Genomic DNA, 25,175 nt, shown 5'->3' on the forward strand with positions numbered 1-25,175 from the left:
TGACTCTAAAAAAGTTCGTATAAAAACACTACATAAATAAGGAGGTTTTATATACGAGTTTTTCATTTTAAAAGACGGAGAGGTTTTAATGTTATGTGGCGTAATAAAAACGTTTGGATTGTTTTAATTGGGGAGTTTATTGCAGGTCTAGGATTATGGCTTGGTATTCTTGGGAACCTTGAATTTATGCAAAAATATGTCCCTTCTGATTTCATGAAATCAGTTATATTATTTATCGGACTATTAGCCGGTGTTCTAGTTGGACCTATGGCTGGCCGTGTCATCGATCAGTATGAAAAGAAAAAAGTTCTTCTTTACGCTGGGTTTGGTCGAGTTTTAAGTGTTATTTTCATGTTTTTTGCTATTCAATTTGAAAGTATCGCATTTATGATTGCATTTATGGTTGCTCTTCAAATTTCAGCAGCATTTTATTTCCCTGCATTACAATCTGTAATTCCACTCATCGTACGTGAGCATGAGTTATTACAAATGAACGGTGTACATATGAATGTTGGTACAATTGCTCGTATTGCAGGTACTTCACTAGGTGGAATTCTTTTAGTTGTGATGAGTTTACAGTACATGTATGCCTTCTCAATGGCAGCATACGCCTTATTATTCCTCTCGACTTTCTTCCTACAATTCGAAGACAAGAAATCAACAACACCAAGTAAACAAGCTGCAAAAGATAATAGCTTTATGGAAGTATTTCGTATTTTAAAAGGAATTCCTATTGCTTTTACAGCACTTATATTAAGTATCATCCCTCTATTATTTATAGCTGGGTTTAATTTAATGGTTATTAACATTAGCGAAATGCAACATGATCCTACGATTAAAGGGTTCATATATACAATTGAAGGTGTCGCATTTATGATAGGTGCCTTCGTAATTAAACGTCTATCTGATCATTTCAAACCTGAAAAATTACTATATTTCTTTGCAGTTTGTACTGCTTTTGCACATCTGTCATTGTTCTTTAGCGATATAAAATGGATGGCTCTTACATCATTTGGGTTGTTTGGGTTTAGTGTTGGCTGCTTCTTCCCTATTATGTCGACGATTTTCCAAACGAAAGTGGAAAAAAGTTATCACGGTCGCCTCTTCTCATTCCGTAATATGTTTGAGAGGGTTATGTTCCAAATCGTCTTACTTGGCACAGGCTTCTTCTTAGATACAATTGGGTTACAATATATGGTTCTCATCTTCGGAGTCGTTTCATTATTGATTATTTCTATTTCCCTCTCTAAGCAGAAACATTATGAAAAACAGCATTCGCAATCTGCGAATTTATAAAATAAACAAAGAAGTATGGATCTAATATTGGATCCATACTTCTTTGTTTTATAATACGCCTATTTATTACGTTTATTGAAATTACCTAAAGGAGTATCCTCCTTTAATTTCGAATAGATTATAAAAAGTACTCTTTATAAAAGGAGTGGTAAAATGTCTGATGGCATCGAAGTATTTATTGTCCTTCTCTTTGCAATTGCTCTGTTTAGCATCCTAAACTTTTTAGCCATTTCCTTATCTGGACATAGTTTTAAAAAAAGAATCGTGGCAGGTTTCATATTTTTACTACTGACTCCCATTATCTTTTTGACTATCGCAACATTTGCTTCTATATTCGATAAAGCAGGATTTGGCGCAGGTACGTTAGCCTTTATGATCGCAAGCGTATATATATTAAATGGAATAGTGATTCTGCTTTCCTCTTTATTTATGCTCAAAAAAGACATAACATAGGCTATGGTACTAGCATGAATCTGACTTTACACTAGATTCATGCTTATTTAATTTCTCCTAAATTTTTATATGAAATTAAATAATTCTTTAAAAAAATTTAAACTTTATTTATTATAATATCCCTATCGTATTCGCACGTTTATTCAAATTTAAAAGAAAGGAGCACAAAATGAAAAAGGTTCTACTTACAATTCCTATACTAATCATCCTACTTAGTGGATGCAGCAATAACGATATATACGGTTCTTGGGAAGTCGTTGACAATAAAAATGGTGAATGCCCTGTATATTATAAATTTGAAACAGTTGTCAAAAAAGAAAATAAAGAGGAAATTGTGCAAAATTTAGTAGAAATGCAAACAACAAAGAATAAAGACGATTTATATAAAGGCTCATTTGTCAAAAATTCTAATGTATATCACATTGATTATGGTAATTCATTTACATCGGACCAAACTTTAAAAGTTGCCGACGGTACACTAAATGTATACTTTTTGACAGCCGAAAAATTATGCACATATAAAAAGAAATGATTACATTTCAGAGGAGACGCAGAAAATATTTTCTGCGTTATTTCACTTTAGAAATCGGCCACAAAAATAGCCCTTGTTTTCGTATTCTTTTTCATTCAAAACATGAGAAATATACTTAATAAAAACTAGAGAATACCTTAAGTTATATAAAATGAATCCTATAATAGACATTTCAATTAACGCATCTACGCTATTTACATCGATACTTTTCAAAATAGGCTAATCCTTCCTCTAAATTTGTCAATCATTTTAATTTTCATAAAAAAATGATAAAATATAAACATGTGTTTTCAGAATAATTAAAAATGCAGAATGAAAGCACTGTTTTAGGAGGGGTTTTGATGACTTACACGTTAGCAACTAGAATGAAAGCATTCCAATCTTCTATATTTAGTGAATTAGGAGCCTATAAAAAAGAAAAAATTGCAGCAGGTCATAACATGATTGATTTGAGCATCGGAAATCCTGATATGCCGCCCGCTGATTTTGTAAGAGAAACAATGGTACATACAGCGAGTGAGAAAGAGAGCTACGGGTATACATTATCAGGTATTCAAGAATTTCACGAAGCTGTAACTGAATATTACAACAATACTCATAACGTTTTATTAAATGCGGATAAAGAAGTTTTATTATTAATGGGTTCACAAGACGGGCTCGTTCATTTACCTATGGTTTATGCAAATCCAGGTGATATTATATTAGTTCCTGATCCAGGATATACAGCTTATGAAACAGGTATTCAAATGGCTGGTGCAATATCTTACTACATGCCTTTAAAGAAAGAGAATGATTTCTTACCAGACTTAGAAGTCATCCCTGAAGAAATTGCCGATCTAGCGAAGATGATGATTTTAAACTTCCCAGGGAATCCCGTTCCAGCAATGGCTCATGAAGATTTCTTTAAAGAAGTAATCGCATTCGCGAAAAAGCATAATATTATCGTTGTCCATGATTTTGCTTATGCCGAATTTTATTTTGATGGTAATAAGCCAATTAGCTTCCTCTCTGTACCTGGTGCTAAAGAAGTTGGCGTAGAAATCAATTCTTTGTCAAAAAGTTATAGTTTAGCAGGTAGCCGTATTGGATATATGATTGGAAACGAAGAAATTGTTCGTGCACTTACTCAATTTAAATCTAATACCGATTACGGTGTATTTTTACCAATTCAAAAAGCGGCATGTGCTGCACTAAGAAACGGTGCTACGTTTTGTGAGAAAAACCGTGAAATTTATCAAGAACGTAGAGATACACTAATCGATGGATTCCGAACATTTGGCTGGAATGTCGATAAGCCAGCTGGTAGTATGTTTGTCTGGGCAGAAATTCCACAAGGATGGACTTCTCTAGACTTCGCTTATGCATTAATGGATCGTGCGAATGTCGTTGTTACACCTGGTCATGCATTTGGACCTCACGGAGAAGGCTTCGTACGTATTGCACTCGTTCAAGATAAAGAAGTGTTGCAACAAGTTGTTGAAAACATTAGAAATAGCGGCATTTTCGTCCTTGAAAAAGTAAATGAATTAGTTAAAAATTAATTCCGGCTCCCCTGCTTAACTTTAGCAGGGGTATTATTAATTGGAGGTACTTTCATATGCATATTAAAGACACACTTCCCCATCGTTATCCATTTTTAATGATTGATAAAGTAACAAATGTAAAACAAGATGAATTCGTTACAGGATATAAACTCATTACAAATAACGAATGGTTTATAAATGATAGTCACAAACATATGCCTCATATGTTAATTGTAGAAGCACTTGCTCAGCTTAGTGCATTTGTACATACAAGTGATTCTGAAGGACTAGGATTCCTCTCCTCTTTAGATGGAGTTGAATTCCACGGAAAAGCATATCCCGGTGATAAACTTGATTTACATTATGAGCTAACGCGCAATCGCCGAGGTTTTGTTCTTGGTAAAGGTATTGCAACTGTAAACGACCAGCCTATTGTAACTATAGAAAAACTATTAATATATCAAGCAGATTAAAGTGTTCCTTATATCAGTTGGAAATATCTATTCTCAACCGATTAAGTAAATAGGAAAACATATTACGTAGTTAGGAGCAGGAAAATGGAACGTACTATCGGTATCGATGCTGGAGGCACATTAACGAAAATAGCTTATTTTAACAAAAAAAAGCTATTAACTTTTGAAAAATTTTATTCGCATGAACAACATAAAATAATAGATTGGATTAAAAACAACAATGGCATAAAACAAATATGTATTACGGGGGGTAAATCGAAACTATTACAGCAACTGCTTACAGGTTCATATAAAATAATAGAGCTAAGCGAATTTGAAGCTACTCTTGCAGGTGTCCAATTCATATTAAAAGAAGAACAACATACTATAAACAATTTTATTTTAACCAATATCGGTACAGGTACTTCTATCCATTATGTTTATAATGAACAATATATTCGCGCTGGTGGAACCGGAGTTGGCGGTGGGACTATTATGGGACTTTCAAAATTGTTAACAAATATAGATCATTTTGAAGATGTAATCCCTCTAACAAAGGTAGGATCTAGAAAAGAACTAGATATTACGGTTGGAGATATTTATGGTGGTATTCTTTCCCCTATCGATAATAACTTAACTGCTAGTAACTTCGGAAAAGCAGCCATTACAGAATCAAATAATAGTAGCTCCGATATACTAGCTACTGTACAAGGACTTGTTGGTGAAGTCGTTACTGCATTAAGCCTTCAATTCGCTGAAACAAAAAACATTGAACATATTATTTATATTGGTTCGACTTTATGTAATAACGTACAACTTCAACATATTATTAGTAGCTACACCGAATATCAAAATAAAACACCAATCTTTTTACAAGATGGTGGTAATAGCGGTGCAATTGGTGCATTACTTCATGCTACGAAATAAAAAGCTGACTTTTGTCAGCTTTTTAGAAATGGCACTTCAAATTCAATAATTGATTCCCCGTTCTCTCCAATTCGCTCCACGCTTATTCTATCAATCACACAATTTAACTTCCCATGAAAACTAGGAATCTCCTTCACTACTTCAGCAGCTAATTCGGCACTTTCTTTTCTTCCGACTGTGACATGCGGGATGTACGGAATGTCTTCTTTCAAAAATTGTAATAAAGGTCCTGTATATAGAATATTATGTAGTTCCTCTATTTGTTCTTTCCCCTTTTCAACTCGTAAAAACAAATATTCTCTTTCACTTGTAATTTGATTCGTAAATTCAATTTCTATATTCTGTATCGGTTTTGATACATTTATAATATGTAATTTCAGCTCATCATTTGAAATCGAACTTTCAAATGGGAATACAATTGTAATATGCGGTGAAATTAATCCAAATAAAGGATCATGTTTTTGCCTAATGTCCTCGATTTCGCTAATGAACATGTTGTTTAGAAAAAGTAAAATTGTACGCATTTTTATCCCCTCAACTTTTCCTCATTATAATATGTATCATATTCTATGACAGCCTGCCCTTCAACAACTTGTTTTGCTTACCTGTAAAAATAAAAAAACTTCTCAAATGAGAAGTTTTCATATAGCATGATTATTATTTTCCCGCCAAACTTTCCTAAACTTTATATAACAGGCAATTCTCCAAGGAAAAATATACGATACTGCAACAACATAAAATAATAAACCTATTGTTTGCTGATCTAAGTCAACAATATATTTTCTTGAACTGTATCTCAAAACGACAAGTGCAATAAAAGTAATTAAAAAAGCTGCACTTTTTTTCGTATAAATATTCCCATCATCTCTTCGTTCATAATTTGTTAATACTATAAGCGGCACAGCAAAAAGTACACCAATGAATACCGCTATAATTACTTGCAATATAGCTGGATGTACGGGACTTAAAAACCATACAATACCTGGTGTTAAAAATAGTAATGGCCATAAAATACGTTTTCCCGATCCCTTTATTGACTTATGCATGGAGCGATAACGACGCCAAAATATTAGTAGTGCAATGCATAAAAAGACGGTTATTAGTGAGGACGTGTCTCCCATATATTTTCCTTCTCCCTAAAAAAATAATCTATCACTATTTTAAACTGTTCGTTCAAATGATACTTTACGAATAAATATACTACTAGTTATGATATAAAGAATTGTTAATCCAATTGAAATAACAATAAAATAAGGGATATCTATTAAAGATACATCATTTGTAAATAACAATCCCTCTATCCCTACTTCTCCATACAGCACACTATTTGTTGAAAGGAAAAGCGACCCACCAATCATGAGACCAATCCATTGAAATCTTTGCTTAAAAATTACTACTACTTGAAAGAAACATGCTATCGTAACATAAAATAAAAATTGTAAAATAAACTGTTGTATTAATTGCTCTCCAAAGTTAATATTTACTAAGTTATATTTTATATCTTGTAAAAACAGTATTTGAAGGAATGAAAACAATGCGGATTGCAACACAATATAACAAATCGCTCCGATAAAATATTGTATTCTCGTTATACCAAATGAAACTGCTAAACGAAATAAATCATCTTGAACAATGAAAACACTCCCTACTATAAAAATCATAATTGCAATTGAAGGATTATTGATAATTTCGGGTAAATAACCAACTTTCGCTTCATTTAAATGAGCAGCATATAAAGCTCCTTTTATTAATAAAGCTACAATCCAAAATATTAAAATTGCTTTATAATGAAAATTTATATGTAACCTCAATTGTTTCATTAACATCGTCATTCCACTTCACCACCAGTCATGTGAATAAATAGTTTTTGTAATGTAATTCTATCAATTACTAAACCTTCTTTTTCAAGAGAGTAACAATCTTCATTAGAAAGCTCTTCCCATATAACAGCAATACCTTTATTCCCATAAATTTCTTTATTTATAACTTTTTTATTAATCAAGAACTCCTCCACTTTACCTTTTTGCCCTGAAATAATATGACCTTGTTGCAATAAATCTTCCACTGTTGATTGAACAACAAGTGCACCTTCTTTTATGATAATTACTTCTTCAATAACATGGGTTACTTCTTCTACCAGATGTGTTGATAATATAATTGTTCTGGGATACTCCCCGTAATCTTCTAGTAGTAAACTATAAAATAACTCACGATGTGCTGCGTCTAATCCTGTAGTTGGTTCATCAAAAATAGTAATTGTCGCTCTGCTTGCTAACCCTTTAATAATTCCTACAACTGTTTGCATGCCATGAGATAGTTTATGGTATTTCTCTGTTATATTAAGCTGAAATTTACCCGCCAGTTCTTCAGCAAACTTCTGATCCCAATTTTTATAAAACATGTTACATATCTTAAAAATTTCTTTTACGCTATAACTTAAATGAGACTCTTCTTTTACTCTAACGAAACAAATATTTTGCATCGCTTTACTATTTTCAAAAACATCTTCACCAAATATTGATACACTTCCACTACTTGAAGTAATTTGTCCTGCTAGTAAATTTAATAAAGTCGTTTTCCCTGCTCCGTTCCTTCCAAGCAAACCATATATTTTATTCTCTTCCAATGAAATCGTTACTTCATTTACAGCTATTTTCTTTTTATACTTTTTCGTTACATCTTTCGTTTCAAGTGCAATCATCCCTCTTTCCCCTCCTTCGTAATCTTTTGAATCATATCCATCAATTCATCTTTTGATATTTCTAGTACTTTCGCTTCTTCCCACACTTTAGGTAAATATTCAGTCATAAAAGTATTTTGTCTTTTTTTTAGTACAACTTCTTTTGCTCCTTTTGCAACAAACATCCCGATCCCTCTTTTTTTATATAAAATCCCCCTCATCCACTAATACATTCACCCCTTTAGCTGCGGTAGCCGGATTTATTTGTAACATCTTCGCAAATTGATTTGTCGATGGAACTTGTTCTTCTTCAAGCAATATGTCTTTTAAAATATCAGATTCAATCGTTTCTGCAATTTGTATGTATATTAATTTATTTTGTTCTAGAGTCGGCTTCACATTTTCACCACCTTAGGTTCATAGGTTCATTACTTATGTAATTAACCATATCACATAGAATTATTTTTTTCCATAAATTTCTTTTACAAAAAAGAGAGTCATTCAATTAAGAATGTCTCTCTTTCTAAAAATTCGAAGTTTCAACTCTTGTTCTCAAATTCTTTTCATTTATACCATTTTGACAAAAATTAAACTGTTGTCCCTCAATACATTTTGTACGATCTACTACTTGCCCTAAATGATAGCTTGTATGCTCAACCAAATGTAATAGACTTTGAAGATCAATATGCCTTTTTTCTTCCCAGACCTGTATATATGCTTTGCCCCACTCATCAAATATTTCTTCAACAGTTTTTAACAAAGCTTCAGAGCTTATTTGTTTCACTGGAAAATATTCTTCAATTCCATTTTCAAAAACTGTATTTGGATCCTTATAACGCCTTGTATTTCTCTGTAAATGTTCACAAATATGTAGTACGATTCCACCAATTGAATTAACAGAGGTCTCTTTTTTCCACAAATCTTCTTCACTAACGAGCCTAATTGCCTGTACTAATTTAGGTAAATAATGATCCTGCATTCTATGATAAGAAATTTTGTATACTAACTCCATCTTCTCCCCTCCATTATTTCAACTGGCTCACTGGATATTTAGCAAATAAAGATTTCCGAAAATCTTTATCTTCCACAAGCATTTTAATTTTTTCTTCATTGCCGTTAAAGAACTTTATAACTTTATTTTTATCCCATATATCTTTTTCTTTTGGAAAATCATCGAATTCCCTATGCAAAATTGATAACATTTCTTCCCTCGTTATCTTAAAGTTTTTATTTTCCATTTGAAACTCATAAGCTTTTGCGTTTGGTACTAAAATTACTAGATAGGTAGCATTAAAGAGAAAATTCTTCTTCATCGTATCTTTCTCATCAAACCAATACGTCTCAATCATTTCTTCTGTAAGAGCTCCACTCTCTTTTGCACCATAGTTCACTTTTATATTTTCATTTTCTAAACTTATACTTTGAACTGTTCCACCACCGGGTAAATGATTAACAATTGCAACCACATCTGAATTATTACCAACGTATGTCCCAGTATATTTCTTAAAATCATCTGACCTAACATCATATATATCTTTTATTCTTTCTCCGTTAGAACAAGCCGCAATGAATAAAAAAATTGTTAGCATAACGATTATGTTATGATGCATATATTTCATTTAGCATCCCCCATTTTTATCGATATTTCGTTAATTACAATATTTACTTTCAAATCCCTTTTTAAATATACGCATTTTAATCAAAATTAAAAATTTTCATTTTTTATGTTTACAATTATCCATTAATTGTATATACTTACTAACGTAAGAAAAAAATTCTAAAAGGAGGTCGAAGGAAATGATGAAATTACAATTACATGCATTAACTTTAGCGTTAACTGCACCTGTGTTTTCTGGACAATTAAATATGAATTCGACCACCCTAATGGAGAATTGAAAATCGTACTTTATTTCATTTAATTCATAAATTCGCCACAGGAGGTCGTATACTTTCCTGTGGCTTTTTCACGCCCAGCCATAGGAGAACTGTATCTTCCTGTGGTTTTTTTGCGCGATTTTTTAGTCTCTTACATTATTTTTCTAAGAAAGGAGCAACATTCAATGACTATTAGCGTATTGTTTTTAAGTATTACGATTCAAAGAAATACAATTTCCAAAGATGAAATTCTTCATAATGAGCAAATTGAAAAAGCTATGAATGATGTTAAGGAGCGCCAAGCACTTTACTGTGATCACCTGTAATTCCTTTTTGAAAGGAGGAATTCATTTATGACTTTTCATATTTTCTTTTTTACGACTGTGCTTCAAAAACATACTTTATCTGAAACTGAAATCAATCGTAAACAACAGTTAAAACAACTGACTGATAAAATAACTGACATTAAAAGTTCATACTACACTCAAATGTATTAAAAATATATTTTAAAGGGGTAATATATTCATGAAATTTAAAGCATTCTTTTTAACAATCACCATTCAAAAACGTAAGCTTTCACAGAAAGAGATTTTACGTGAACAACACATCCAAAGCATTATGGACGAAGTAAAAGAGCGCCAATCTTCTTATTACACTCGTCTTTTCTAAATCACTTATAAAGGGGTAATTATTTTATGAAATTTAAAGTATTCTTTTTAACCATTACCATTCAAAAAAATAAATTTTCCGAGTCTGAAATGCTTCATGAGCGACAAATTAATCAGGCTATGGATTCTGTAAAAGAAAGACAAAGTCATTACTGTAGTCACCTATAATTTCTTATTACACTCGTTTTTTCTAAATCATTTATAAAGGGGCAATTATTTTATGAAATTTAAAGTATTCTTTTTAACCATTACCATTCAAAAAAATAAATTTTCTGAGTCTGAAATGCTTCATGAACGACAAATTAATCAGGCTATGAATTCTGTAAAAGAAAGACAAAGTCATTACTGTAGTCATCTGTAATTCCAATTCGAAAGGAGGAATTCACATATGAAGTTTCACCTTTTCTTTTTAACCATTATCATTCAAAAAGAAACAATATCTCAAAATGAATTAAAACAAGAAAGACAATATAAACAAGTTATTAATGAAATTCGAGATCGTAGAAGCAAATACTACACTCACCTTTAATCGTTTAACTATATGGAATTGAAAGGAGTCGATTATGATGTTGATAGCACGCTGTAAGGAAATGATTTGGATAGTTCAGAGGGATTCCACATAGTTTTATAGAGCTTATACCACACAAGTTTATCACTGAATTTGATGTATAAAAAATATATAATAAAATCAAATCAACCCAATGTTAATTATTTATTTATAAACAAAAGATACACCACTTAAAAAGCGGTGTATCTTCCTCAGTTTTTACTATTTTCGGTTACTTCTCTTCGTCTTAAACAATCTCACTAAGTTCGAAACAACTGTTTTTGTTACTGCATAAACTGGTACTGCTAAAATCATTCCGATGATTCCAGCAAAGTTTCCTACCCCTAAAATTAGGATAATAATTGTTAATGGGTGGATGTTTAATTTCGAGCTCATAATACGTGGTGAAATAATATTACTTTCAAACTGTTGTACAATTGTTACGATAATAATTACGTATAAGGCTTGCATCGGAGATACGAACAGTCCTACAATAACAGCTGGTGCTGCCCCGATAAATGGACCTAAGTTAGGAATGATGTTTGTAAATGCTGCGATAATTCCTAAAACGAAAGCGTACGGTAAATCGATAATTAAATAACCGATAAAAGTAAACGCACCTACAAATATACAAACGAGCGCTTGCCCTTGAATATATGCAGATAATGTTTCGTTCGTTTCCTTAATGATACGAAGCCCCTCTTCACGGTAAGACTCTGGTAATAAACTTACCGCTTTTCCTGGAAAGGCATGTCCATCTTTAAACATGTAAAATAAAATGAACGGTACAGTAAATACAACTAATGCAACGTTCGTGATAATACCAAATAAAGCCGTTGCACTCGACGTAATTGTATTTGGTATATCTTTTAAGTATTCAATCGCATTTTTTTCAATTGTTTCAATGGAAACGTAGTTTTGTGTAGATAACCATTCAAACAACCTATGATGTGATAATTCTTGTATGTATACTTTTCCCTCTTTTATGTAGCCTGGCATATTTTTTACTAAGTCCATTAGCTGTTGTGAAATCGTAGGAACAACTACTCCAACGCCAACCGCAGTTAATGTTATGATAAAAAGATATAACAGCAATATCGCTAAATTTCTAGGTACTTTTTTATTCTCCAAAAAGATTAATACAGGATTAAATATGAAGTATAAAAAAAGCGCGATTAAGATTGGGAAAAATAATGTTGATATGAAGATACCAATCGGTTGAAATAAAAATGATATTTTTGTGCAAATAAATATGATTCCTACAACCATTAGCACTTCTAATGTCCAAAAGTGCACTTTTGATTTCAAAAAAACGGCCTCCTTTAAACTAGCACTTCTCTTCATTGTACCAAAATAAGTATGAATTTCACATAATATTTTCCTTTACAATATTCCAAAATACCGATAAATACACTACAATGAGATTACATACAAATTTGCAGGTAAAGGTGATAAAAATGACACAATGCATCATATGCAGAAAAGATACGAAAGAACTTAGTGAACAATATGTCATTCCAGAAATATTATGTGGATATTATTTCACAAACTCAATTTGTGATACTTGTCATGAACAAATGACAACAAATATTGATCGTCCTTTAATTAGGCATAAATTGAGTCAATTTAAGATTGAACAAATGAAAAGACAAATTGATTCCCCACTCTATACGAATGAGCACGGTGAGGAACTTGCGGCTGCTGAGACTGATGTTGTCGAAGTAAGCGACGAAATTCTTTATTCTAATGCATTAATTATGAAACTATGTAAAAAGCACGATATTTCCTTACATAATGAAATTTGGAAAGAGGAACGTGTAACGAAAGTAGCGAGTTCTATTCAACGGGAATTACTATTAGATAACCGTAAATATAAAATGAGTATATTAAAAATGGCTTATACATTCGCTGTACAAGCAGTTGATGGCTACTTTGAAGATCAAGATGCGATTGATATTTCTACCATTCTCTCAAATGCAGATTTCGTGGAACTAAAAGAAAAAAGTATTGTACGTGATTTAAGCAAAAGTTCTTTATGGAATACGTTAAATACAAGTAGTGAAAATCATTACTTTATTTTACTTAGCGATAAAGACGGTCTGTTTTGCTTCATTCGTTTGTTTGACATCTTTGATGTTGTCGTTCATTTATCAGAAAAAAGATTTGACCTTCCATCACCCATTGTCGGTGTAAATAATGTGAATACACAGAAATTTTATGTCCAAAGTTTAAAACAGTATATGGATGGGCTGTTCAAAGAAAAAGCACCTACTATATAATAGATACCAGAACATATGGTCTCCTTTCTTGATGAAAAGACACTGTGTTATAATGAGTATGAAAAGAACAATACAATCACATAAACCAATTATAAATTGTATATAAATAAAAAAGACTAGTGTGCGGCTACACACTAGTCCACGTAACTTAGCAGATTGGATTGTTCATTTATCCTATTTGTTTCTTACAAACAAAACAACCCACATTCTATAGGCATAGGTGGGTTGTTATTTTTTGAGCTTGTCTATTAAAACGACGACGAACGTTAACAATGCAACGAGAAACAGTCCACCCTGCAGTAGCAACGCTATTTCACTCACGTATTATCACCCCCCTCCTACTCGGAGAAGTGATAATTAAACAACCAACCGCACCTTAAGTTACCCTTTGATTTTACCATATTTTCTAATAATTTACGATGAAAACCCGCAAGCGAATAACTTGCGGATTTTTTATACCCTATTAACAGGCAGTAAACAAAATGAAGCAATAAATAAGTGAAACTTTATTTCTCACTATTTTTTTAATGCATATGCATCAGCAATCATTTCACCAACAATTTTATTTTCTTCTTTCTTCTTGTCTTTCAATAATGGGAATAACAATTCTGCCACTTCATACGCTTCTTCTAAATGCGGATATCCTGATAAAACAAACGTATCAATTCCTAACGATTCATATTCTTTTATCCTTTCTGCTACTGTATGCGGATCGCCTACAAGTGCAGTACCTGCCCCACCTCTTACAAGTCCGATACCAGCCCATAAATTAGGGCTTATCTCTAACGACTCTCTCGTACCTTTATTTAAATGTGTCATCCGTTTTTGACCAACCGAATCATATCTTGCAAATGTCTTTTGAGCAAGCTCAATTGTTTCATTATCCACATATTGAATTAAACGTTCGGCCTCTTCCCATGCTTCTTCTTCTGTCTCTCTTACAATTACGTGTAATCTAATGCCAAATCGGACTGTACGCCCCTTCTCTTCTGCAAGTTTTCTTACTTCTTCTACTTTTTCTTTTACTTGCTCTGGCGGCTCTCCCCACGTTAAATATACATCACTATGTTCAGCTGCTACTTCTTTTCCAGCAGCTGATGATCCTCCGAAATATATAGGAGGATATGGCGTTTGAACTGGTGGGAATACAACTTTACTATCTGTAACTTGAATATGTTTTCCTTCTAAAGAGATCGTTTCACCTTGCAATGTCGATTTCCAAACTTTTAAAAATTCATCCGCTGCTTCATACCTTTCATCATGATTAAGATATAATCCATCTCCTTGTAGTTCAACTGGATCTCCTCCAGCTACTACATTAATAAGCAGTCTCCCATCTGAAATTCTATCAAATGTAGATGCCATCCTCGCTGCAACTGTAGGGGACATTAGTCCTGGTCTTACTGCTACTAAAAATTTTAGTTTTTCTGTTTCAGCAGCAAGAGCTGAAGCTAACACCCAAGGGTCTTCACATCCTTGACCAGTTGGAAGTAAAACACCCGTATATCCTAAATAATCAGCTGCCGCAGCAACTTGCTTATAATAACCATATTCAGCTGCTCTTCCTCGTTTTGTCGTTCCTAAATATCGACCATCTCCATAAGCCGGAATAAACCATAATAATTCCATGCCTTTACACACCCCTTATTTATTTTGAATCGTATACTAACACATTCTATATAAATTACCCCTAATAATTTATATGTTAATTCCCAGTCTCACCTTTAAAATTATCTCGCCATCTTAAAAACTTCGCTTCTAGTAAACGTACTAGAGAGTCAGAAAACTTCCCAACAAATGCAAAGATAATTATGCCGACAAATACGATATCTGTATTTGAAAATTGCCTTGCATCCATAATCATATAACCAATACCTTCTGTAGATCCCATAAGTTCTGCTACTACTAAACTCACCCATGCAACACCTAACGATAACCTTGCTCCTAGTAAAAGGTTAGGCAATGCAGATGGTAAAATGAGTTTCGTAATTAGTTTTCTTTTGCTAAACTCTAACACTCTCGCAACATCAAATAACTTTGAATCCACACCTCTAATACCTAAAAATGCGTTTACGTATAAAGGAAAAAATGCACCATCTGCAATTAATAACACTTTCGATGTTTCACCAAAACCGAACCATAATACGAAAAGTGGCGCAACAGCTAGATGAGGTACAGTTCTTAACATTTGCACAGATGGATCTAAATATTGCTCACTTCTCGTTGAAAATCCAACAATCGTTCCTAAAATGATTCCTAAGCCCCCACCAATAAAGAAACCAGCCGCAGCCCTGAATACACTAATACTTAAATGGCCGAATAACTCTCCTGTTTTAATAAGCTCTTGGAAAGCTAAAAAAATATCTAATGGTGTTGGTAAAACTGTTTTAGAAACAAGGCCGAATACGCCAGCTAACTGCCAAATTATTAATATAATAACCGGTATAGTAATCGCCCTTACTAAAACTTTTACATTTAACTTTCGCACATTCTTAACTCTGTTTTTCTCAATCGTTATACTCGCTGGTTTCATAACAGCTTTCGTATTTTCCACTTTACAAAACCTCTTTTCACTTCGCTTTCAATGCTTTTTCTACGAAAAAATTATCTACAACTTTTTCCGCCTTAATTTCTTTCTTTATAGAACCGAGCTTATATTGAAAATCCGCTGTCTTTTGTTGTTCTGCTATTATTTCCTTCGTTACCGGAACTAAAATTGGTTTGTCGTGATTAAACACTTCTTTTACGATCTCCGCATCTATCTTTTTTACAGAAGTATATACTTTTATTGCTTCATCTAAGTTAGCATCTTGCCATACACGTGCTTTCTCATAAACTTTGAGGAATTTCTCAACTAATTCTGGATGTTCTTTCGCAAATTTTGTTCTCGTAATTAAAAATTCTGGTGAAGAGACATTTAATGTTTCACCGTCTGCAATCACCTTCGCACCTTTATTTAACGTATGTAATGATATGAAAGGGTCCCAAATCGCCCATGCATCTACTGATCCTGATTCGAATGCAGGCTGCGCTTCATCTGGTTGTAATTGAATGACATTTACCTCTTTTGCATCAATCCCTTCTTTATCAAGTGCTCGATACAATAAATTAAAGGCACTACTTCCTTTTGCTACTGCAATTTTTTTACCTTTTAACTCTTTTACACTCGCAATCTTGCTATCTTTTTGAACGAGAATTCCAGTTCCTTTTCTCGCATAACTTGTATTGGCGATTTCGGTAAATCCAATACCTGCTGCTTGCGCTGAAATGACTGGAGAATTCCCTACTTCACCAAAGTCTAATCGGTTTGATGCGATTGCTTCAAAATAAGGAGGTCCACTTTGGAACTCTGTCCATTTCACTTTAACTCCTTCTTTTTTAAACTCCTCTTCAAACCACCCCTTTTTCTTTGCTAGTAATAGCGGGCTTAACCCTTGCTGTATACCAATTTGTATTGTTACATCTTCTTTCTTACTACTTGCTGTACTTTTTTCACATCCTAATAAACATACTGATATAGCTAAAGCAAAAGAAAGAATTTTAAATTTTTTATACATATAAAATCACCCTTTTCCTATATACTTGTTTGAATCAACCCTCCATATTCAAACTGCTGTAATACTTTCGTTCGAAGTTGTTGGAACGATTGAGAAGTTTTATTTCGCGGATAAGGCAAATTATTTTCAATCACTTTATGTATTTTCCCTGGTTTTGCACTCATAATGATGATTCGGTTTGAAAGATATATCGCTTCGTCTATATCATGTGTAACGAATATCATTGTTGTTTTCTTCTGCTCCCAAATATTTAGCAATACTTCTTGTAAATGACTTCGAGTAAAAGCATCCAGCGCTCCAAAAGGTTCATCAAGTAATAATACATTTGGATCTCTTAATAACGCTCTCGCTATCGCAACACGTTGTGACATCCCGCCTGAAATTTCTTTCGGATACGATTTTTCAAAGCCATCTAACCGAACGATTTCAACCCATTCTCTCACCTTATCTTTCACATACTTATCTTTTAACGACAAATCTGCCGCTATATTTTCTTCAACTGTTAACCATGGAAAAAGCCTATGTTCTTGAAAAATAAAACCTTGTTTCTTGCTCGTTTTTAAGATAGGCTCCCCGTCAATAACAACTTCACCTTCAAAATCATTATCTAGACCTGCAACAATTTTTAGTAATGTACTTTTTCCGCACCCACTCGGACCAATTACTGTAACAAAATCCCCTTCCTCTAATTGAAAATTAATATTCTCTAGCACTTGAACCGTACCAGTTTGTTTCAAAAAATATTTTGATACCCCATCAATTGAAACAGTCATTTCTTCCCCTCCTTAAAATGATTCATATAAATGAACAGATTCAGTATTTGTGCAATAAAAAAACCAAAGGCATTTTATCTGTTGATAAAATGCCTTTGGTTTCTCCAATCAGCAATACGTTATGGAATTAAGTACATATTATACAAATATTTCCGATAAGTCAACTAGGTTTTATTAAAACATACATATGATTTGTTTGAACATTTTACTTTTGTTTATTTAAACGATATCGTTTACTTACTATTTTTTCTGATCTTTAATCCACTGTAACCAATAAGAAAACTCACACGCTAAATGCATTTGATGGGATTTAATTAGACTATTAGGACAAAGGGCTGGGAACTCAACAACTAGACTTACTTCTATCCCTGTATCAGTATCTTTAAATTGATGTCGAACTCCACCAATAGTAGTACCATCTTTCATACGTGCAACACCTGTTGATTGGTATTGATAAGATTTATCTCTCGGTGTTTTCAATCCGGTTTCGTCACCAAAAACAATGAAAAATTGAACTGGAAACGGAGAATTACCAGTAGTTTCGATAACCTCTAATTCATTTTCCCCAAAGGGTCTTAGTACATAGTGATCAGGACAAGCAGATAAATTCACTTTGTTATTTTCACGTGATTGTTCAAGCATCAAACTATCAATTCCATGTATAGCTACTTCTGCTGTAATCCCGTCTAAATAAATACTAGTTTTTGAAAATTTTCGTCTATCGCCAGATAAAAGAGTACAGATACGCATACCTAATGCACTTAATCTAAGTTTTGATTTCAACTTTTCGTACATTTCATTGTATGTATATCGCAACTTTATTTCCGTTAGCTGTTTTATCATGACGTCTGTATCATTTATTTCAAGCTCTTTATGTCCTAATGTATATAATACTTTTTTTATCCGTTCTCTTTTCCATTTTATAAGTTGCTCTTGTGAGATATTATTTCCATCGATAATAATTTTCATAAACTTTCTCCTTCCTTTTGATTGTATCGTAGTGTAGTTAATACTAAATTAACCATTTCATGTTTTGTATCTAGATTCAACTTTACTTCTGAATGAGCAATACTGTTAAGACCGTATAAAATAAATCCAGAAGCTAATAATGAGTTATCAGTATAAAAAATCCCTGTTTTCACTCCCTCTTCAATTACTTGTCTAATTAACGGTTGCATACGTGCGAATAATTTCTGTTCCAGTTGAAAATGTTGTTCCGTCTGAAACGAACTCACATTTTTATAGGGTGCTAACTTTTCAATAAATGTCCAAAATATATCTAGTGAATCTTTCATCTTTTGCATGACAGACCGTTCATTTGAAACAAGTATTTCTTCAATTAACTCCATATTTTTCACAATACAGTCATTTAAAACTTCATCAACAAAATTCTCTTTAGACTTGAAGTAATAATAAAATAAGCCCGTTGCTACACCTGCATGATTCACAACATCTTTTATGCCAAATCCTTTCATACCATTTTTCATATATAGTTCAAAACCAATATCCATTAACTCTTGGCGTCTTACATCTGGTTCTTTTGATATTCTTTTCATACGTCATCTCCTACACTGTTTTCACCACGACTGAATCTGATTCAATCATAAACGACTGAACTTGATTCAGTCAATATTGTTTCATAAATTTAAAATCGATTTAATAACTAAGCGACGAAATTTCTACAAAAAAAGAGTAATCTCAAGAGATATGCTACTAACCTTAGATTGATCAAAAAAGTTAGATCATATAACTTGAGACTACTCATTTCCATTCAAAATATTTATGTAATTAAATTTTATTTCCTCCGCACCCTGGCTGTCTCCAAAACTATTGGTGGAAGCTCTTTTTGAATGATTTCTTTTAATTCATAAAGAGCTTTCTTCACATAACCACCTTCGAAATTTCCTAATGGTTCTGGTAATTCATCCTCATCCAATATGAAGTATTCTCCATTTGGAAGTACCATAATATCGATGATTAAATCTTCAAAGGAAACCACTTCATCTTTTATTTGTGTGTTTTTTACGATATTAAAATAGGAACCTAAATACTTTCCTTTTATATCTCTCCATACGTATAAATTGTACGGACGATCTCTCCAGTAATATGCGATTGTATAACTCCCTTTTGGGATTGTTAACTTAGTATCATTTGCAGTCATTGTAAATGAATACTGCACCTCGTGAAATAAAACGATACTTTGTGATTGCTTTTCAAGTAATAAGCAATTGTGATCTACTATTGTTGAGTTATACCGGATTTTTCTTTCTATAATTTCAATTTTCGATGTAAGTAACTTATTCATTATTTTGTTTCCCCTTATGCTAGTTCTATCCTCAATTATATCTATTTATGTAGTGATAAAGAAGTGTATAGTTTTTTATATAATGATTTATACAAGTACATAATAAAAACTCCTTCTTATTTAGAAAGAGTTTTTCACTATCCATGTTTCATATTTTTTCACTTCTAACGGAAACTCATTTGTTTTCATGCAACTAACAGTACTATTACTCATGTTTTAACTTTTCCTTAACCGCATCATAAAATTTTCGTTCTTCATCAACATTTAAGTAAACACGACTTACTGTTTTAGAAAAGCCGTATAACAACTGCGCTTTCACTGGCTCTTTTAATGTTATTTCAAAAGTAGCAGGTTCTTTTATGAACTCCATAACAGTTGCATCCAATACCTGCTTCCCTTCTTTTGCCGTTAGCAATTCACCCTTGTAGAACGCAATATTATCAATTTGTGTAAATGGCATAACAATTTTCTTTCCTAATCCGATTTGAATGATTACTTGTTCTTCTGTTACGACAAGTGGATTTTTGCGCATCGCTTGTATTTCAGCTATAAAATAAATCATCGCGTATACATTTAAAATAAGTAAAATCCATGCTATTACTGGATTCCACTGATGTAGTAAATAATGAAAACCAATGCTTTCAATTGCTGTTGCGTGAATAATCATGATATACACACCTATAGCACCAGTCTTTTTATGATATGAGTATACAGATTTACCTGTTGGTACTTTTTCACGCCACGATAAAAACGCATAATAGATTAACTTACACTCTGTTAGAATGACATCTATTAACTTACCTCTTTTCATAGTAGTGTCAAACGCTGCATCAATTGCATAAGAAAAGGAATAATTTTCTCTTCTATATTCTTTATATTTTTTTATTATTTTAGGAAGCACTCTAACAATTTTATAGAGAAGGAATAATTCTAGACCTACAAATGCAATTTCAGCCGCAACAATAATATAAGAGATGAATGAAAAAGCTTGTAAATAATCACTTGGAATAATAAATCTTGCAAAAATATAACCAGCTATTACAACAGGAACTATATATGTTAACGAGTATCTTTTTCGAATAATGAAGAAATATGTGATGATTGGAATGACAAACAAGCAATCTAATAATGACCCAAGCACAACTTCTTTCGGCGCAACTGGTACAATTGGAAGGGCATACAATAAATAGTTTGATAGCATAATTAAAGAGACGAGTCCAATCCAAATGCCTTTTCGCCTTCGTGATAGTGTAACCTTCATACGTTCACTCCTTTATTTAAAAACCTCATTTAAATGGTCTTTATAAAATGAAATGGCACGTTCAAATTCTTTTACTTCCTCTACTTTCACGACAGTTTCAAGTAATAATTTCATCGCTGATTCGTGATCGTTTACGTTATATTTTGCTAATGATAAAAATACTTTCATCGGAGCGTTCTCTGGAAATTTTTTCACCCCAGCTTCTAATACTGTAATTGCCTTTTCATATTCCCCTATACAACGATATGTACTTCCTAAACCAATATAAGCACCGCAAAGCGATTCGCCATCAAGTCCATTTGCGATTGCCTGCTCATAATACGGAACTGCTTCTGTTTCTAGCCCCATTACATCATGTATCCACGCACACTGATACAGTACTTCTGCATCCTTTGTAAAGTTTGTTAATCCTATAAGCATCTCTTTAGACTGCGCATATTTCTTTTCATTTCTAAGTTTAATAGCTTGCTTTAATAAATGTTCCATAGAATCCACTCCTCACCAATTACTTCTGTGTATAGCTCTTGATTGGTATACGCTTCACATTCGTGTAAAAGTAAAATTCCCACCAATTAAAGTTTCGCTTACTTATTACTATGCGGATTCATTCTCATCTAAAAACTTAATTTTAAAAAGCAGTGACACGATTACATAATACCTCTAAGCTTTTGACAATTTCTTTCGCTGTTTCATCTTTCCCATTACACAACTTCCCTTTACCATCCTGTCCAATTACATAATGCACAGCCCCGCGCGAATATAAAGAATGTGGTGAATTCGCAATCATTACATTCGCCCTTGCTTCTTTCATTCTATTTTTTGCTCTTTCAAACAGTTCTTCTTCATTTAAATCACTTTCAAGTTTAAAACCAACAAGTACTGTTTCTGGGTCCCATTCTTTTATTTGTTTTAATACCTTTGGAGCCTTTTGAAAGTGAATAATCGGTGCTATATCACTTGAAATTTTTCCGTTCATATTAAGAACATTACCATCTTGATCACAAATTTTCTCTACAATCCAATCTGATCCAGCCGCTGCCATAATGACTGCATCAACCTTTTCATGTGATATGATACTTTTCATTTTATCTTGTAAATCAACGATTCCTTCAAATGGATGTAATTCTAACCCTCTATGTACATCACTCGGTTTCTCCGCAAAATAACCGTGTAAATATATAACATGTGCCCCTTTAGCTAGAAGTTCTTCTGCGATTATCCTTCCGATTGTACCTTTGGCCATATTCGTATGCCCGCGTACTTGATCCCATTTTTCTAGACAACCACCGCTCGTAATTAATACCTTTTTCCCCTTCATTGTAACCATCCCTTACTAATTTTTCTTACGAAACCATTCTGTTCCAAAGTCAACTATATCACGCTGTTTCATTAGACGACACGTTGCATTCCCTATCTTCCCATTTTTTACAGTTCCTTTTCGCTCAAACTCCACACCAATTTCTACAAACTTCTCAGATTCGTAATCCATTTCAACAAACTCTTTCCACACTCTTTCACCGTTTTCTATAATAGGTGCTCCTACTTGTATTAACTCACATGCACCAGAACGCACCTCGGATAAATGAACAGACGTATTGGAATCATATCCAACACCAATTAATAATACGTACCCGTCTAAATCATATATTTTTCTTAATGGAGATTCTTCTCCAAAGCTCATTGATAACGAATGGTTCATTGTTATTTCTACTGCATGTTTTCCCCATGCAGCAAAACTTCCTAACGGATGATTACTACGTACTACATTCGGATATGTACGAAAACATTCAACTATTTCACCCATTCCCCTTGTTGGAGTTATACGTGAATCAAATGCTGGGACGTTATCTCGGATAATTTGCCACCAGTCTTCCGGTACAGGTGGTCTTGACCAATGTTTCGGATCGGACAAATCCGAAGATTGCGTTGGCATTATTATCGTTCCTTCTTCCGTAACAACTTTCATTAATGCTTCTACTACAGCAACCGCACCACCAGATATCCATCCGATAGAACTTAGTGATGAATGAACGATAATTGTCATTCCTTTTTCGACTCCTAATGCTTTTAAATCTTTTGTTATTGTTTCGATTGTATTTGGAAATTGTGTACTTGCTACTATTTCATTCATTTTCATATTGGTTCCCCCACTAGCCACGTAAATTTAAACTTTTATATAAATATATTATCATATTTTTCTCAATTTTTAACTTAATCATATTCATTACTACAAAAATATGTATATTATTATACTGAAGCCTCAAAACTCTATTAAAATCGTAGATAATGATGAGCGAGGGTTTTTTTGAAATGAAGAAAAATGTACATCCTATTTTTTCAAACTATACTCCATATGCATATTTTTATACTATTTTTCCATGTAACAATGAAGTCTTTCTATCCCTGGATATTTTTCTCCTAAACTTTTAACTTGAAAACCAATTCTTTTATAAAATTCTACCGCCCCATCGTCTGTCTCCGCTTCTATATAAGTCAATTGATATATCCTTACCACTTCTTTAATCATTTGCAGTGCAATTCCTTTTTGACGATAATCTGGAGCCACTGCTATATGACATATGCGTGCTTTAGTTTCTCCGATTATTTCAATACCTAGACAAGCTTTTTCTTCATATTTGTACAAAGTCCCTTTATTACTTTGATAAAATATTACTGCTTTCTTTAAGCTTATTTCATTTGGACCGACGGCATATTGTAGCACATTTAATATTGAATCTTTCTCAATTTGTTTAACACACTGTAAATTCATACTTTCATCCCTTTCTATGAAAAAAGACTAGCTCTTAATAAAAAGAGCTAATCTCATTACGCCGTTATTTTTTCTTCTTTTTTTACAACGACAGCCACATAACTATGAAGTATCATTCCAATAATAACGAGACTCATACCAATCCAAGATAATGATGATGGAATTGGTGCAGATAACCAGATCAACTCTCCTACTAGCGCAAATAAAACTTCACCAGACTGCGTCGCTTCCACTGTTGCTAATTTTTGCGGATCATCTTTCACAAGATCTGTTGCAAAGAAAAATAATACTGTCGCGATTAACCCAGAGCTAACTGCTACAATAAAACATTGAAAAACTTGGCTACTTGACGGTAATCCGCCTGTTGATACTTCGTAACCAGATAATAAAAACCAAAATGGTAAACTTGCTAATGTCATACCGAGTACTCGCTGAAATACATCTAATTCCCCTTTACAAACTTGCATCATTTTTCTATTTCCAAGAGGATACGCAAATGCTGCAATAAGTACAGGAACTACACATAAAACGGTTTCACGAATACCTAATGAAGAAGCATGTTCTACTTGCATGAGAACGACACCGAATAAAATAATGCCCGACATTACTAATTCCTTCATCGGAAGTTTTTTATGTAGTGGATCCACCGCAAAAAATGGTGTTAACAAAATCCCTGCAACGATTGTAATTTGCCATGTTGATGCAACGAGCCAACCCGGTCCGAACGCTCCAGCAAAACTAAGCGGTGCATAAAAGAGACCAAATCCAACGATACTCCACACTAACCATTCTTTCGGATTGTTTTTCATATATTGAAAGAGTTGCTTTAAGTTCCCTCTATACATAACAATAAGTAATAGCATTGGAACCATAAAATAATACCGTAATGATGCACTCCAAATCCAGCTTCCACCTTCTAAGTCCATTGCCCTGTTTAAAACAAAAGTAAAGGCAAAGAAAAATGATGCCAGTATCCCTATAACAATTGCTTTCATTGTAAAACCCCTTGTATTTAATTTTTTATCTCTATGACATATATTTTAGTATACGCGATGAAAAATCTACATTCAAACTTACATTTCACTTTAGGATGATGAAGGAATTGTAGTAGATTTACATGGGAATAAAGTGCATTGGTATGAAATCGAGGCCGTTACATGTCAAAATTTTCAAGGGTCAAAATCTACTTTAATCTCGCCCCACTATACTCACCATGAAAATATACGCATCCGCTATAAAAGATGGCTACCAACTATTGCACATTCAATTTACTGGTT

The 25,175-nt window shown here is 33.1% G+C and carries 34 protein-coding genes and 1 pseudogene; 13 read left to right on the forward strand and 22 right to left on the reverse strand.

Features of this window, described 5'->3' with window-relative positions; genetic code table 11:
• Positions 1–93: 93 nt before the first annotated feature.
• The 6 genes from BC_RS14465 to coaW all read left to right on the forward strand — a co-directional run bounded on the left by BC_RS14465 (position 94) and on the right by coaW (position 5,183).
• Complete coding sequence (locus BC_RS14465) at positions 94–1,296, forward strand: MFS transporter (RefSeq protein ID WP_000269258.1); 1,203 nt, start codon at positions 94–96, stop codon at positions 1,294–1,296.
• A gap of 153 nt (positions 1,297–1,449) precedes the next feature.
• Positions 1,450–1,749 carry a hypothetical protein gene (locus BC_RS14470; RefSeq protein ID WP_001279463.1) on the forward strand — a complete coding sequence of 100 codons (300 nt, stop codon included), beginning with the start codon at positions 1,450–1,452 and terminating at the stop codon, positions 1,747–1,749.
• Between the two features lie 169 nt (positions 1,750–1,918).
• Positions 1,919–2,281 (forward strand): hypothetical protein, encoded by a 363-nt coding sequence (locus tag BC_RS14475; protein ID WP_000757022.1) that lies wholly within the window; start codon positions 1,919–1,921, stop codon positions 2,279–2,281.
• A gap of 341 nt (positions 2,282–2,622) precedes the next feature.
• Positions 2,623–3,822, forward strand: a complete 1,200-nt coding sequence (locus tag BC_RS14480) for an LL-diaminopimelate aminotransferase (protein ID WP_000222692.1) — start codon at positions 2,623–2,625, stop codon at positions 3,820–3,822.
• A 56-nt stretch (positions 3,823–3,878) separates the two neighbouring features.
• Positions 3,879–4,277 carry a 3-hydroxyacyl-ACP dehydratase FabZ family protein gene (locus BC_RS14485; RefSeq protein ID WP_000547649.1) on the forward strand — a complete coding sequence of 133 codons (399 nt, stop codon included), beginning with the start codon at positions 3,879–3,881 and terminating at the stop codon, positions 4,275–4,277.
• Positions 4,278–4,361: 84 nt separating this feature from the next.
• Positions 4,362–5,183 carry a type II pantothenate kinase gene (gene coaW / locus BC_RS14490; RefSeq protein WP_000442504.1) on the forward strand — a complete coding sequence of 274 codons (822 nt, stop codon included), beginning with the start codon at positions 4,362–4,364 and terminating at the stop codon, positions 5,181–5,183.
• 14 nt (positions 5,184–5,197) lie between these two features.
• Here coaW and BC_RS14495 read toward each other — a convergent pair whose 3' ends face one another.
• The 7 genes and pseudogenes from BC_RS14495 to BC_RS14525 all read right to left on the reverse strand — a co-directional run bounded on the left by BC_RS14495 (position 5,198) and on the right by BC_RS14525 (position 9,482).
• Positions 5,198–5,707, reverse strand: a complete 510-nt coding sequence (locus BC_RS14495) for a 2'-5' RNA ligase family protein (protein ID WP_001259199.1) — start codon at positions 5,705–5,707, stop codon at positions 5,198–5,200.
• Between the two features lie 117 nt (positions 5,708–5,824).
• Entirely contained in the window at positions 5,825–6,304 is a 480-nt protein-coding gene (locus BC_RS14500; protein WP_000502970.1) for a CcdC family protein, read from the reverse strand.
• Between the two features lie 39 nt (positions 6,305–6,343).
• Positions 6,344–7,015, reverse strand: a complete 672-nt coding sequence (locus tag BC_RS14505) for a DUF4052 domain-containing protein (RefSeq protein ID WP_000178198.1) — start codon at positions 7,013–7,015, stop codon at positions 6,344–6,346.
• The gene (locus BC_RS14510; RefSeq protein WP_000560921.1) at positions 7,012–7,884 is read right to left on the reverse strand and encodes an ABC transporter ATP-binding protein; all 873 of its coding nucleotides are present in this window, start codon (positions 7,882–7,884) and stop codon (positions 7,012–7,014) included. Before BC_RS14510 ends, BC_RS14505 begins: the two co-directional genes overlap by 4 nt.
• Positions 7,881–8,262: pseudogene (locus tag BC_RS14515) on the reverse strand (GntR family transcriptional regulator). The gene BC_RS14510 and the pseudogene BC_RS14515 overlap by 4 nt, the downstream one beginning before the upstream one ends.
• A 124-nt stretch (positions 8,263–8,386) precedes the next feature.
• A complete protein-coding gene (locus BC_RS14520; RefSeq protein ID WP_000424637.1) occupies positions 8,387–8,875 on the reverse strand; it encodes a DinB family protein in 489 nt (162 codons plus the stop codon).
• Positions 8,876–8,888: 13 nt separating this feature from the next.
• Complete coding sequence (locus BC_RS14525) at positions 8,889–9,482, reverse strand: DUF4825 domain-containing protein (RefSeq protein ID WP_000876526.1); 594 nt, start codon at positions 9,480–9,482, stop codon at positions 8,889–8,891.
• A 441-nt stretch (positions 9,483–9,923) separates the two neighbouring features.
• Here BC_RS14525 and BC_RS14530 point away from each other — a divergent pair, with 441 nt between their 5' ends.
• From BC_RS14530 to BC_RS14555, 6 genes are read left to right on the forward strand one after another with little or no spacing between them, the layout of a single operon-like run.
• On the forward strand, positions 9,924–10,064 hold the full coding sequence (locus BC_RS14530) for a YrzI family small protein (RefSeq protein WP_000156193.1): 141 nt from the start codon (positions 9,924–9,926) through the stop codon (positions 10,062–10,064).
• 27 nt (positions 10,065–10,091) lie between these two features.
• Entirely contained in the window at positions 10,092–10,235 is a 144-nt protein-coding gene (locus BC_RS14535) for a YrzI family small protein (protein WP_000142712.1), read from the forward strand.
• Between the two features lie 28 nt (positions 10,236–10,263).
• Positions 10,264–10,407, forward strand: a complete 144-nt coding sequence (locus BC_RS14540) for a YrzI family small protein (RefSeq protein ID WP_000668965.1) — start codon at positions 10,264–10,266, stop codon at positions 10,405–10,407.
• Positions 10,408–10,433: 26 nt separating this feature from the next.
• Positions 10,434–10,574, forward strand: a complete 141-nt coding sequence (locus BC_RS14545) for a YrzI family small protein (protein ID WP_000669805.1) — start codon at positions 10,434–10,436, stop codon at positions 10,572–10,574.
• A 52-nt stretch (positions 10,575–10,626) separates the two neighbouring features.
• Positions 10,627–10,767 carry a YrzI family small protein gene (locus BC_RS14550; RefSeq protein ID WP_000669806.1) on the forward strand — a complete coding sequence of 47 codons (141 nt, stop codon included), beginning with the start codon at positions 10,627–10,629 and terminating at the stop codon, positions 10,765–10,767.
• Between the two features lie 27 nt (positions 10,768–10,794).
• Positions 10,795–10,935: a YrzI family small protein gene (locus BC_RS14555; RefSeq protein ID WP_000668485.1), complete on the forward strand. Its 141-nt coding sequence runs from the start codon at positions 10,795–10,797 to the stop codon at positions 10,933–10,935.
• A 240-nt stretch (positions 10,936–11,175) separates the two neighbouring features.
• Here BC_RS14555 and BC_RS14560 read toward each other — a convergent pair whose 3' ends face one another.
• Positions 11,176–12,261 carry an AI-2E family transporter gene (locus BC_RS14560; protein ID WP_000837892.1) on the reverse strand — a complete coding sequence of 362 codons (1,086 nt, stop codon included), beginning with the start codon at positions 12,259–12,261 and terminating at the stop codon, positions 11,176–11,178.
• 149 nt (positions 12,262–12,410) lie between these two features.
• On the opposite strand from BC_RS14560, the gene BC_RS14565 reads away from it, so the two are divergent.
• Complete coding sequence (locus BC_RS14565; protein WP_000189709.1) at positions 12,411–13,232, forward strand: HNH endonuclease; 822 nt, start codon at positions 12,411–12,413, stop codon at positions 13,230–13,232.
• 228 nt (positions 13,233–13,460) lie between these two features.
• Here the strand turns inward: BC_RS14565 and BC_RS28055 are convergent, their stop codons facing one another.
• The 14 genes from BC_RS28055 to BC_RS14630 all read right to left on the reverse strand — a co-directional run bounded on the left by BC_RS28055 (position 13,461) and on the right by BC_RS14630 (position 24,893).
• On the reverse strand, positions 13,461–13,553 hold the full coding sequence (locus BC_RS28055; RefSeq protein WP_001289320.1) for a putative holin-like toxin: 93 nt from the start codon (positions 13,551–13,553) through the stop codon (positions 13,461–13,463).
• Positions 13,554–13,748: 195 nt separating this feature from the next.
• Positions 13,749–14,861: an FMNH2-dependent alkanesulfonate monooxygenase gene (ssuD, locus tag BC_RS14570; protein WP_000422255.1), complete on the reverse strand. Its 1,113-nt coding sequence runs from the start codon at positions 14,859–14,861 to the stop codon at positions 13,749–13,751.
• A gap of 76 nt (positions 14,862–14,937) precedes the next feature.
• Positions 14,938–15,786 carry an ABC transporter permease gene (locus BC_RS14575; protein WP_000432128.1) on the reverse strand — a complete coding sequence of 283 codons (849 nt, stop codon included), beginning with the start codon at positions 15,784–15,786 and terminating at the stop codon, positions 14,938–14,940.
• 16 nt (positions 15,787–15,802) lie between these two features.
• A complete protein-coding gene (locus tag BC_RS14580) occupies positions 15,803–16,789 on the reverse strand; it encodes an aliphatic sulfonate ABC transporter substrate-binding protein (RefSeq protein WP_000276908.1) in 987 nt (328 codons plus the stop codon).
• Positions 16,790–16,806: 17 nt separating this feature from the next.
• On the reverse strand, positions 16,807–17,562 hold the full coding sequence (locus BC_RS14585; protein ID WP_000218576.1) for an ABC transporter ATP-binding protein: 756 nt from the start codon (positions 17,560–17,562) through the stop codon (positions 16,807–16,809).
• A gap of 240 nt (positions 17,563–17,802) precedes the next feature.
• Positions 17,803–18,531, reverse strand: a complete 729-nt coding sequence (locus tag BC_RS14590; RefSeq protein ID WP_000691336.1) for a hypothetical protein — start codon at positions 18,529–18,531, stop codon at positions 17,803–17,805.
• Positions 18,528–19,118, reverse strand: coding sequence for a TetR/AcrR family transcriptional regulator (locus BC_RS14595; protein WP_000822620.1), 591 nt, complete (start codon positions 19,116–19,118; stop codon positions 18,528–18,530). The genes BC_RS14590 and BC_RS14595 overlap by 4 nt, the downstream gene beginning before the upstream one ends.
• Positions 19,119–19,357: 239 nt before the next feature.
• Entirely contained in the window at positions 19,358–19,867 is a 510-nt protein-coding gene (locus tag BC_RS14600) for a DUF402 domain-containing protein (protein ID WP_001037883.1), read from the reverse strand.
• 205 nt (positions 19,868–20,072) lie between these two features.
• The gene (locus BC_RS14605) at positions 20,073–21,128 is read right to left on the reverse strand and encodes a hypothetical protein (protein ID WP_000869230.1); all 1,056 of its coding nucleotides are present in this window, start codon (positions 21,126–21,128) and stop codon (positions 20,073–20,075) included.
• A gap of 12 nt (positions 21,129–21,140) precedes the next feature.
• The gene (locus BC_RS14610) at positions 21,141–21,614 is read right to left on the reverse strand and encodes a tetratricopeptide repeat protein (protein WP_000400636.1); all 474 of its coding nucleotides are present in this window, start codon (positions 21,612–21,614) and stop codon (positions 21,141–21,143) included.
• A 142-nt stretch (positions 21,615–21,756) separates the two neighbouring features.
• Positions 21,757–22,446: a phosphopantothenoylcysteine decarboxylase gene (locus BC_RS14615; protein ID WP_000676726.1), complete on the reverse strand. Its 690-nt coding sequence runs from the start codon at positions 22,444–22,446 to the stop codon at positions 21,757–21,759.
• Between the two features lie 15 nt (positions 22,447–22,461).
• Complete coding sequence (locus tag BC_RS14620; RefSeq protein ID WP_000783346.1) at positions 22,462–23,265, reverse strand: aminoglycoside N(3)-acetyltransferase; 804 nt, start codon at positions 23,263–23,265, stop codon at positions 22,462–22,464.
• Between the two features lie 231 nt (positions 23,266–23,496).
• Positions 23,497–23,898 carry a GNAT family N-acetyltransferase gene (locus BC_RS14625; protein WP_001053116.1) on the reverse strand — a complete coding sequence of 134 codons (402 nt, stop codon included), beginning with the start codon at positions 23,896–23,898 and terminating at the stop codon, positions 23,497–23,499.
• Between the two features lie 56 nt (positions 23,899–23,954).
• Positions 23,955–24,893: a DMT family transporter gene (locus BC_RS14630; RefSeq protein WP_000644594.1), complete on the reverse strand. Its 939-nt coding sequence runs from the start codon at positions 24,891–24,893 to the stop codon at positions 23,955–23,957.
• Positions 24,894–25,175: the final 282 nt, after the last annotated feature.

Origin of the sequence: Bacillus cereus ATCC 14579 (genome assembly GCF_000007825.1) — a bacterium.
Taxonomy (GTDB): Bacteria; Bacillota; Bacilli; order Bacillales; family Bacillaceae_G; genus Bacillus_A; species Bacillus_A cereus.

Excerpts from the sequence above, each read along its gene's own strand:
- BC_RS14615 (WP_000676726.1), bottom strand. The coding sequence starts at position 22,446 with ATGAAGGGGAAAAAGGTATTAATTACGAGCGGTGGTTGTCTAGAAAAA.
- BC_RS14535 (WP_000142712.1), top strand. The coding sequence starts at position 10,092 with ATGACTTTTCATATTTTCTTTTTTACGACTGTGCTTCAAAAACATACT.
- BC_RS14505 (WP_000178198.1), bottom strand. The coding sequence starts at position 7,015 with ATGACGATGTTAATGAAACAATTGAGGTTACATATAAATTTTCATTAT.
- BC_RS14495 (WP_001259199.1), bottom strand. The coding sequence starts at position 5,707 with ATGCGTACAATTTTACTTTTTCTAAACAACATGTTCATTAGCGAAATC.
- BC_RS14590 (WP_000691336.1), bottom strand. The coding sequence starts at position 18,531 with ATGAAAATTATTATCGATGGAAATAATATCTCACAAGAGCAACTTATA.
- BC_RS14530 (WP_000156193.1), top strand. The coding sequence starts at position 9,924 with ATGACTATTAGCGTATTGTTTTTAAGTATTACGATTCAAAGAAATACA.
- BC_RS14525 (WP_000876526.1), bottom strand. The coding sequence starts at position 9,482 with ATGAAATATATGCATCATAACATAATCGTTATGCTAACAATTTTTTTA.
- BC_RS14610 (WP_000400636.1), bottom strand. The coding sequence starts at position 21,614 with ATGGAACATTTATTAAAGCAAGCTATTAAACTTAGAAATGAAAAGAAA.
- BC_RS14555 (WP_000668485.1), top strand. The coding sequence starts at position 10,795 with ATGAAGTTTCACCTTTTCTTTTTAACCATTATCATTCAAAAAGAAACA.
- BC_RS14630 (WP_000644594.1), bottom strand. The coding sequence starts at position 24,893 with ATGAAAGCAATTGTTATAGGGATACTGGCATCATTTTTCTTTGCCTTT.
- BC_RS14480 (WP_000222692.1), top strand. The coding sequence starts at position 2,623 with ATGACTTACACGTTAGCAACTAGAATGAAAGCATTCCAATCTTCTATA.
- BC_RS14475 (WP_000757022.1), top strand. The coding sequence starts at position 1,919 with ATGAAAAAGGTTCTACTTACAATTCCTATACTAATCATCCTACTTAGT.
- BC_RS14500 (WP_000502970.1), bottom strand. The coding sequence starts at position 6,304 with ATGGGAGACACGTCCTCACTAATAACCGTCTTTTTATGCATTGCACTA.
- BC_RS14595 (WP_000822620.1), bottom strand. The coding sequence starts at position 19,118 with ATGAAAAGAATATCAAAAGAACCAGATGTAAGACGCCAAGAGTTAATG.
- BC_RS14580 (WP_000276908.1), bottom strand. The coding sequence starts at position 16,789 with ATGTATAAAAAATTTAAAATTCTTTCTTTTGCTTTAGCTATATCAGTA.
- BC_RS14545 (WP_000669805.1), top strand. The coding sequence starts at position 10,434 with ATGAAATTTAAAGTATTCTTTTTAACCATTACCATTCAAAAAAATAAA.
- BC_RS14585 (WP_000218576.1), bottom strand. The coding sequence starts at position 17,562 with ATGACTGTTTCAATTGATGGGGTATCAAAATATTTTTTGAAACAAACT.
- coaW (WP_000442504.1), top strand. The coding sequence starts at position 4,362 with ATGGAACGTACTATCGGTATCGATGCTGGAGGCACATTAACGAAAATA.
- BC_RS14600 (WP_001037883.1), bottom strand. The coding sequence starts at position 19,867 with ATGAATAAGTTACTTACATCGAAAATTGAAATTATAGAAAGAAAAATC.
- BC_RS14465 (WP_000269258.1), top strand. The coding sequence starts at position 94 with ATGTGGCGTAATAAAAACGTTTGGATTGTTTTAATTGGGGAGTTTATT.
- BC_RS14520 (WP_000424637.1), bottom strand. The coding sequence starts at position 8,875 with ATGGAGTTAGTATACAAAATTTCTTATCATAGAATGCAGGATCATTAT.
- BC_RS14605 (WP_000869230.1), bottom strand. The coding sequence starts at position 21,128 with ATGAAGGTTACACTATCACGAAGGCGAAAAGGCATTTGGATTGGACTC.
- BC_RS14565 (WP_000189709.1), top strand. The coding sequence starts at position 12,411 with ATGACACAATGCATCATATGCAGAAAAGATACGAAAGAACTTAGTGAA.
- BC_RS14540 (WP_000668965.1), top strand. The coding sequence starts at position 10,264 with ATGAAATTTAAAGCATTCTTTTTAACAATCACCATTCAAAAACGTAAG.
- BC_RS14625 (WP_001053116.1), bottom strand. The coding sequence starts at position 23,898 with ATGAATTTACAGTGTGTTAAACAAATTGAGAAAGATTCAATATTAAAT.
- BC_RS14485 (WP_000547649.1), top strand. The coding sequence starts at position 3,879 with ATGCATATTAAAGACACACTTCCCCATCGTTATCCATTTTTAATGATT.
- BC_RS14620 (WP_000783346.1), bottom strand. The coding sequence starts at position 23,265 with ATGAAAATGAATGAAATAGTAGCAAGTACACAATTTCCAAATACAATC.
- BC_RS14550 (WP_000669806.1), top strand. The coding sequence starts at position 10,627 with ATGAAATTTAAAGTATTCTTTTTAACCATTACCATTCAAAAAAATAAA.
- BC_RS14510 (WP_000560921.1), bottom strand. The coding sequence starts at position 7,884 with ATGATTGCACTTGAAACGAAAGATGTAACGAAAAAGTATAAAAAGAAA.
- BC_RS14470 (WP_001279463.1), top strand. The coding sequence starts at position 1,450 with ATGTCTGATGGCATCGAAGTATTTATTGTCCTTCTCTTTGCAATTGCT.
- ssuD (WP_000422255.1), bottom strand. The coding sequence starts at position 14,861 with ATGGAATTATTATGGTTTATTCCGGCTTATGGAGATGGTCGATATTTA.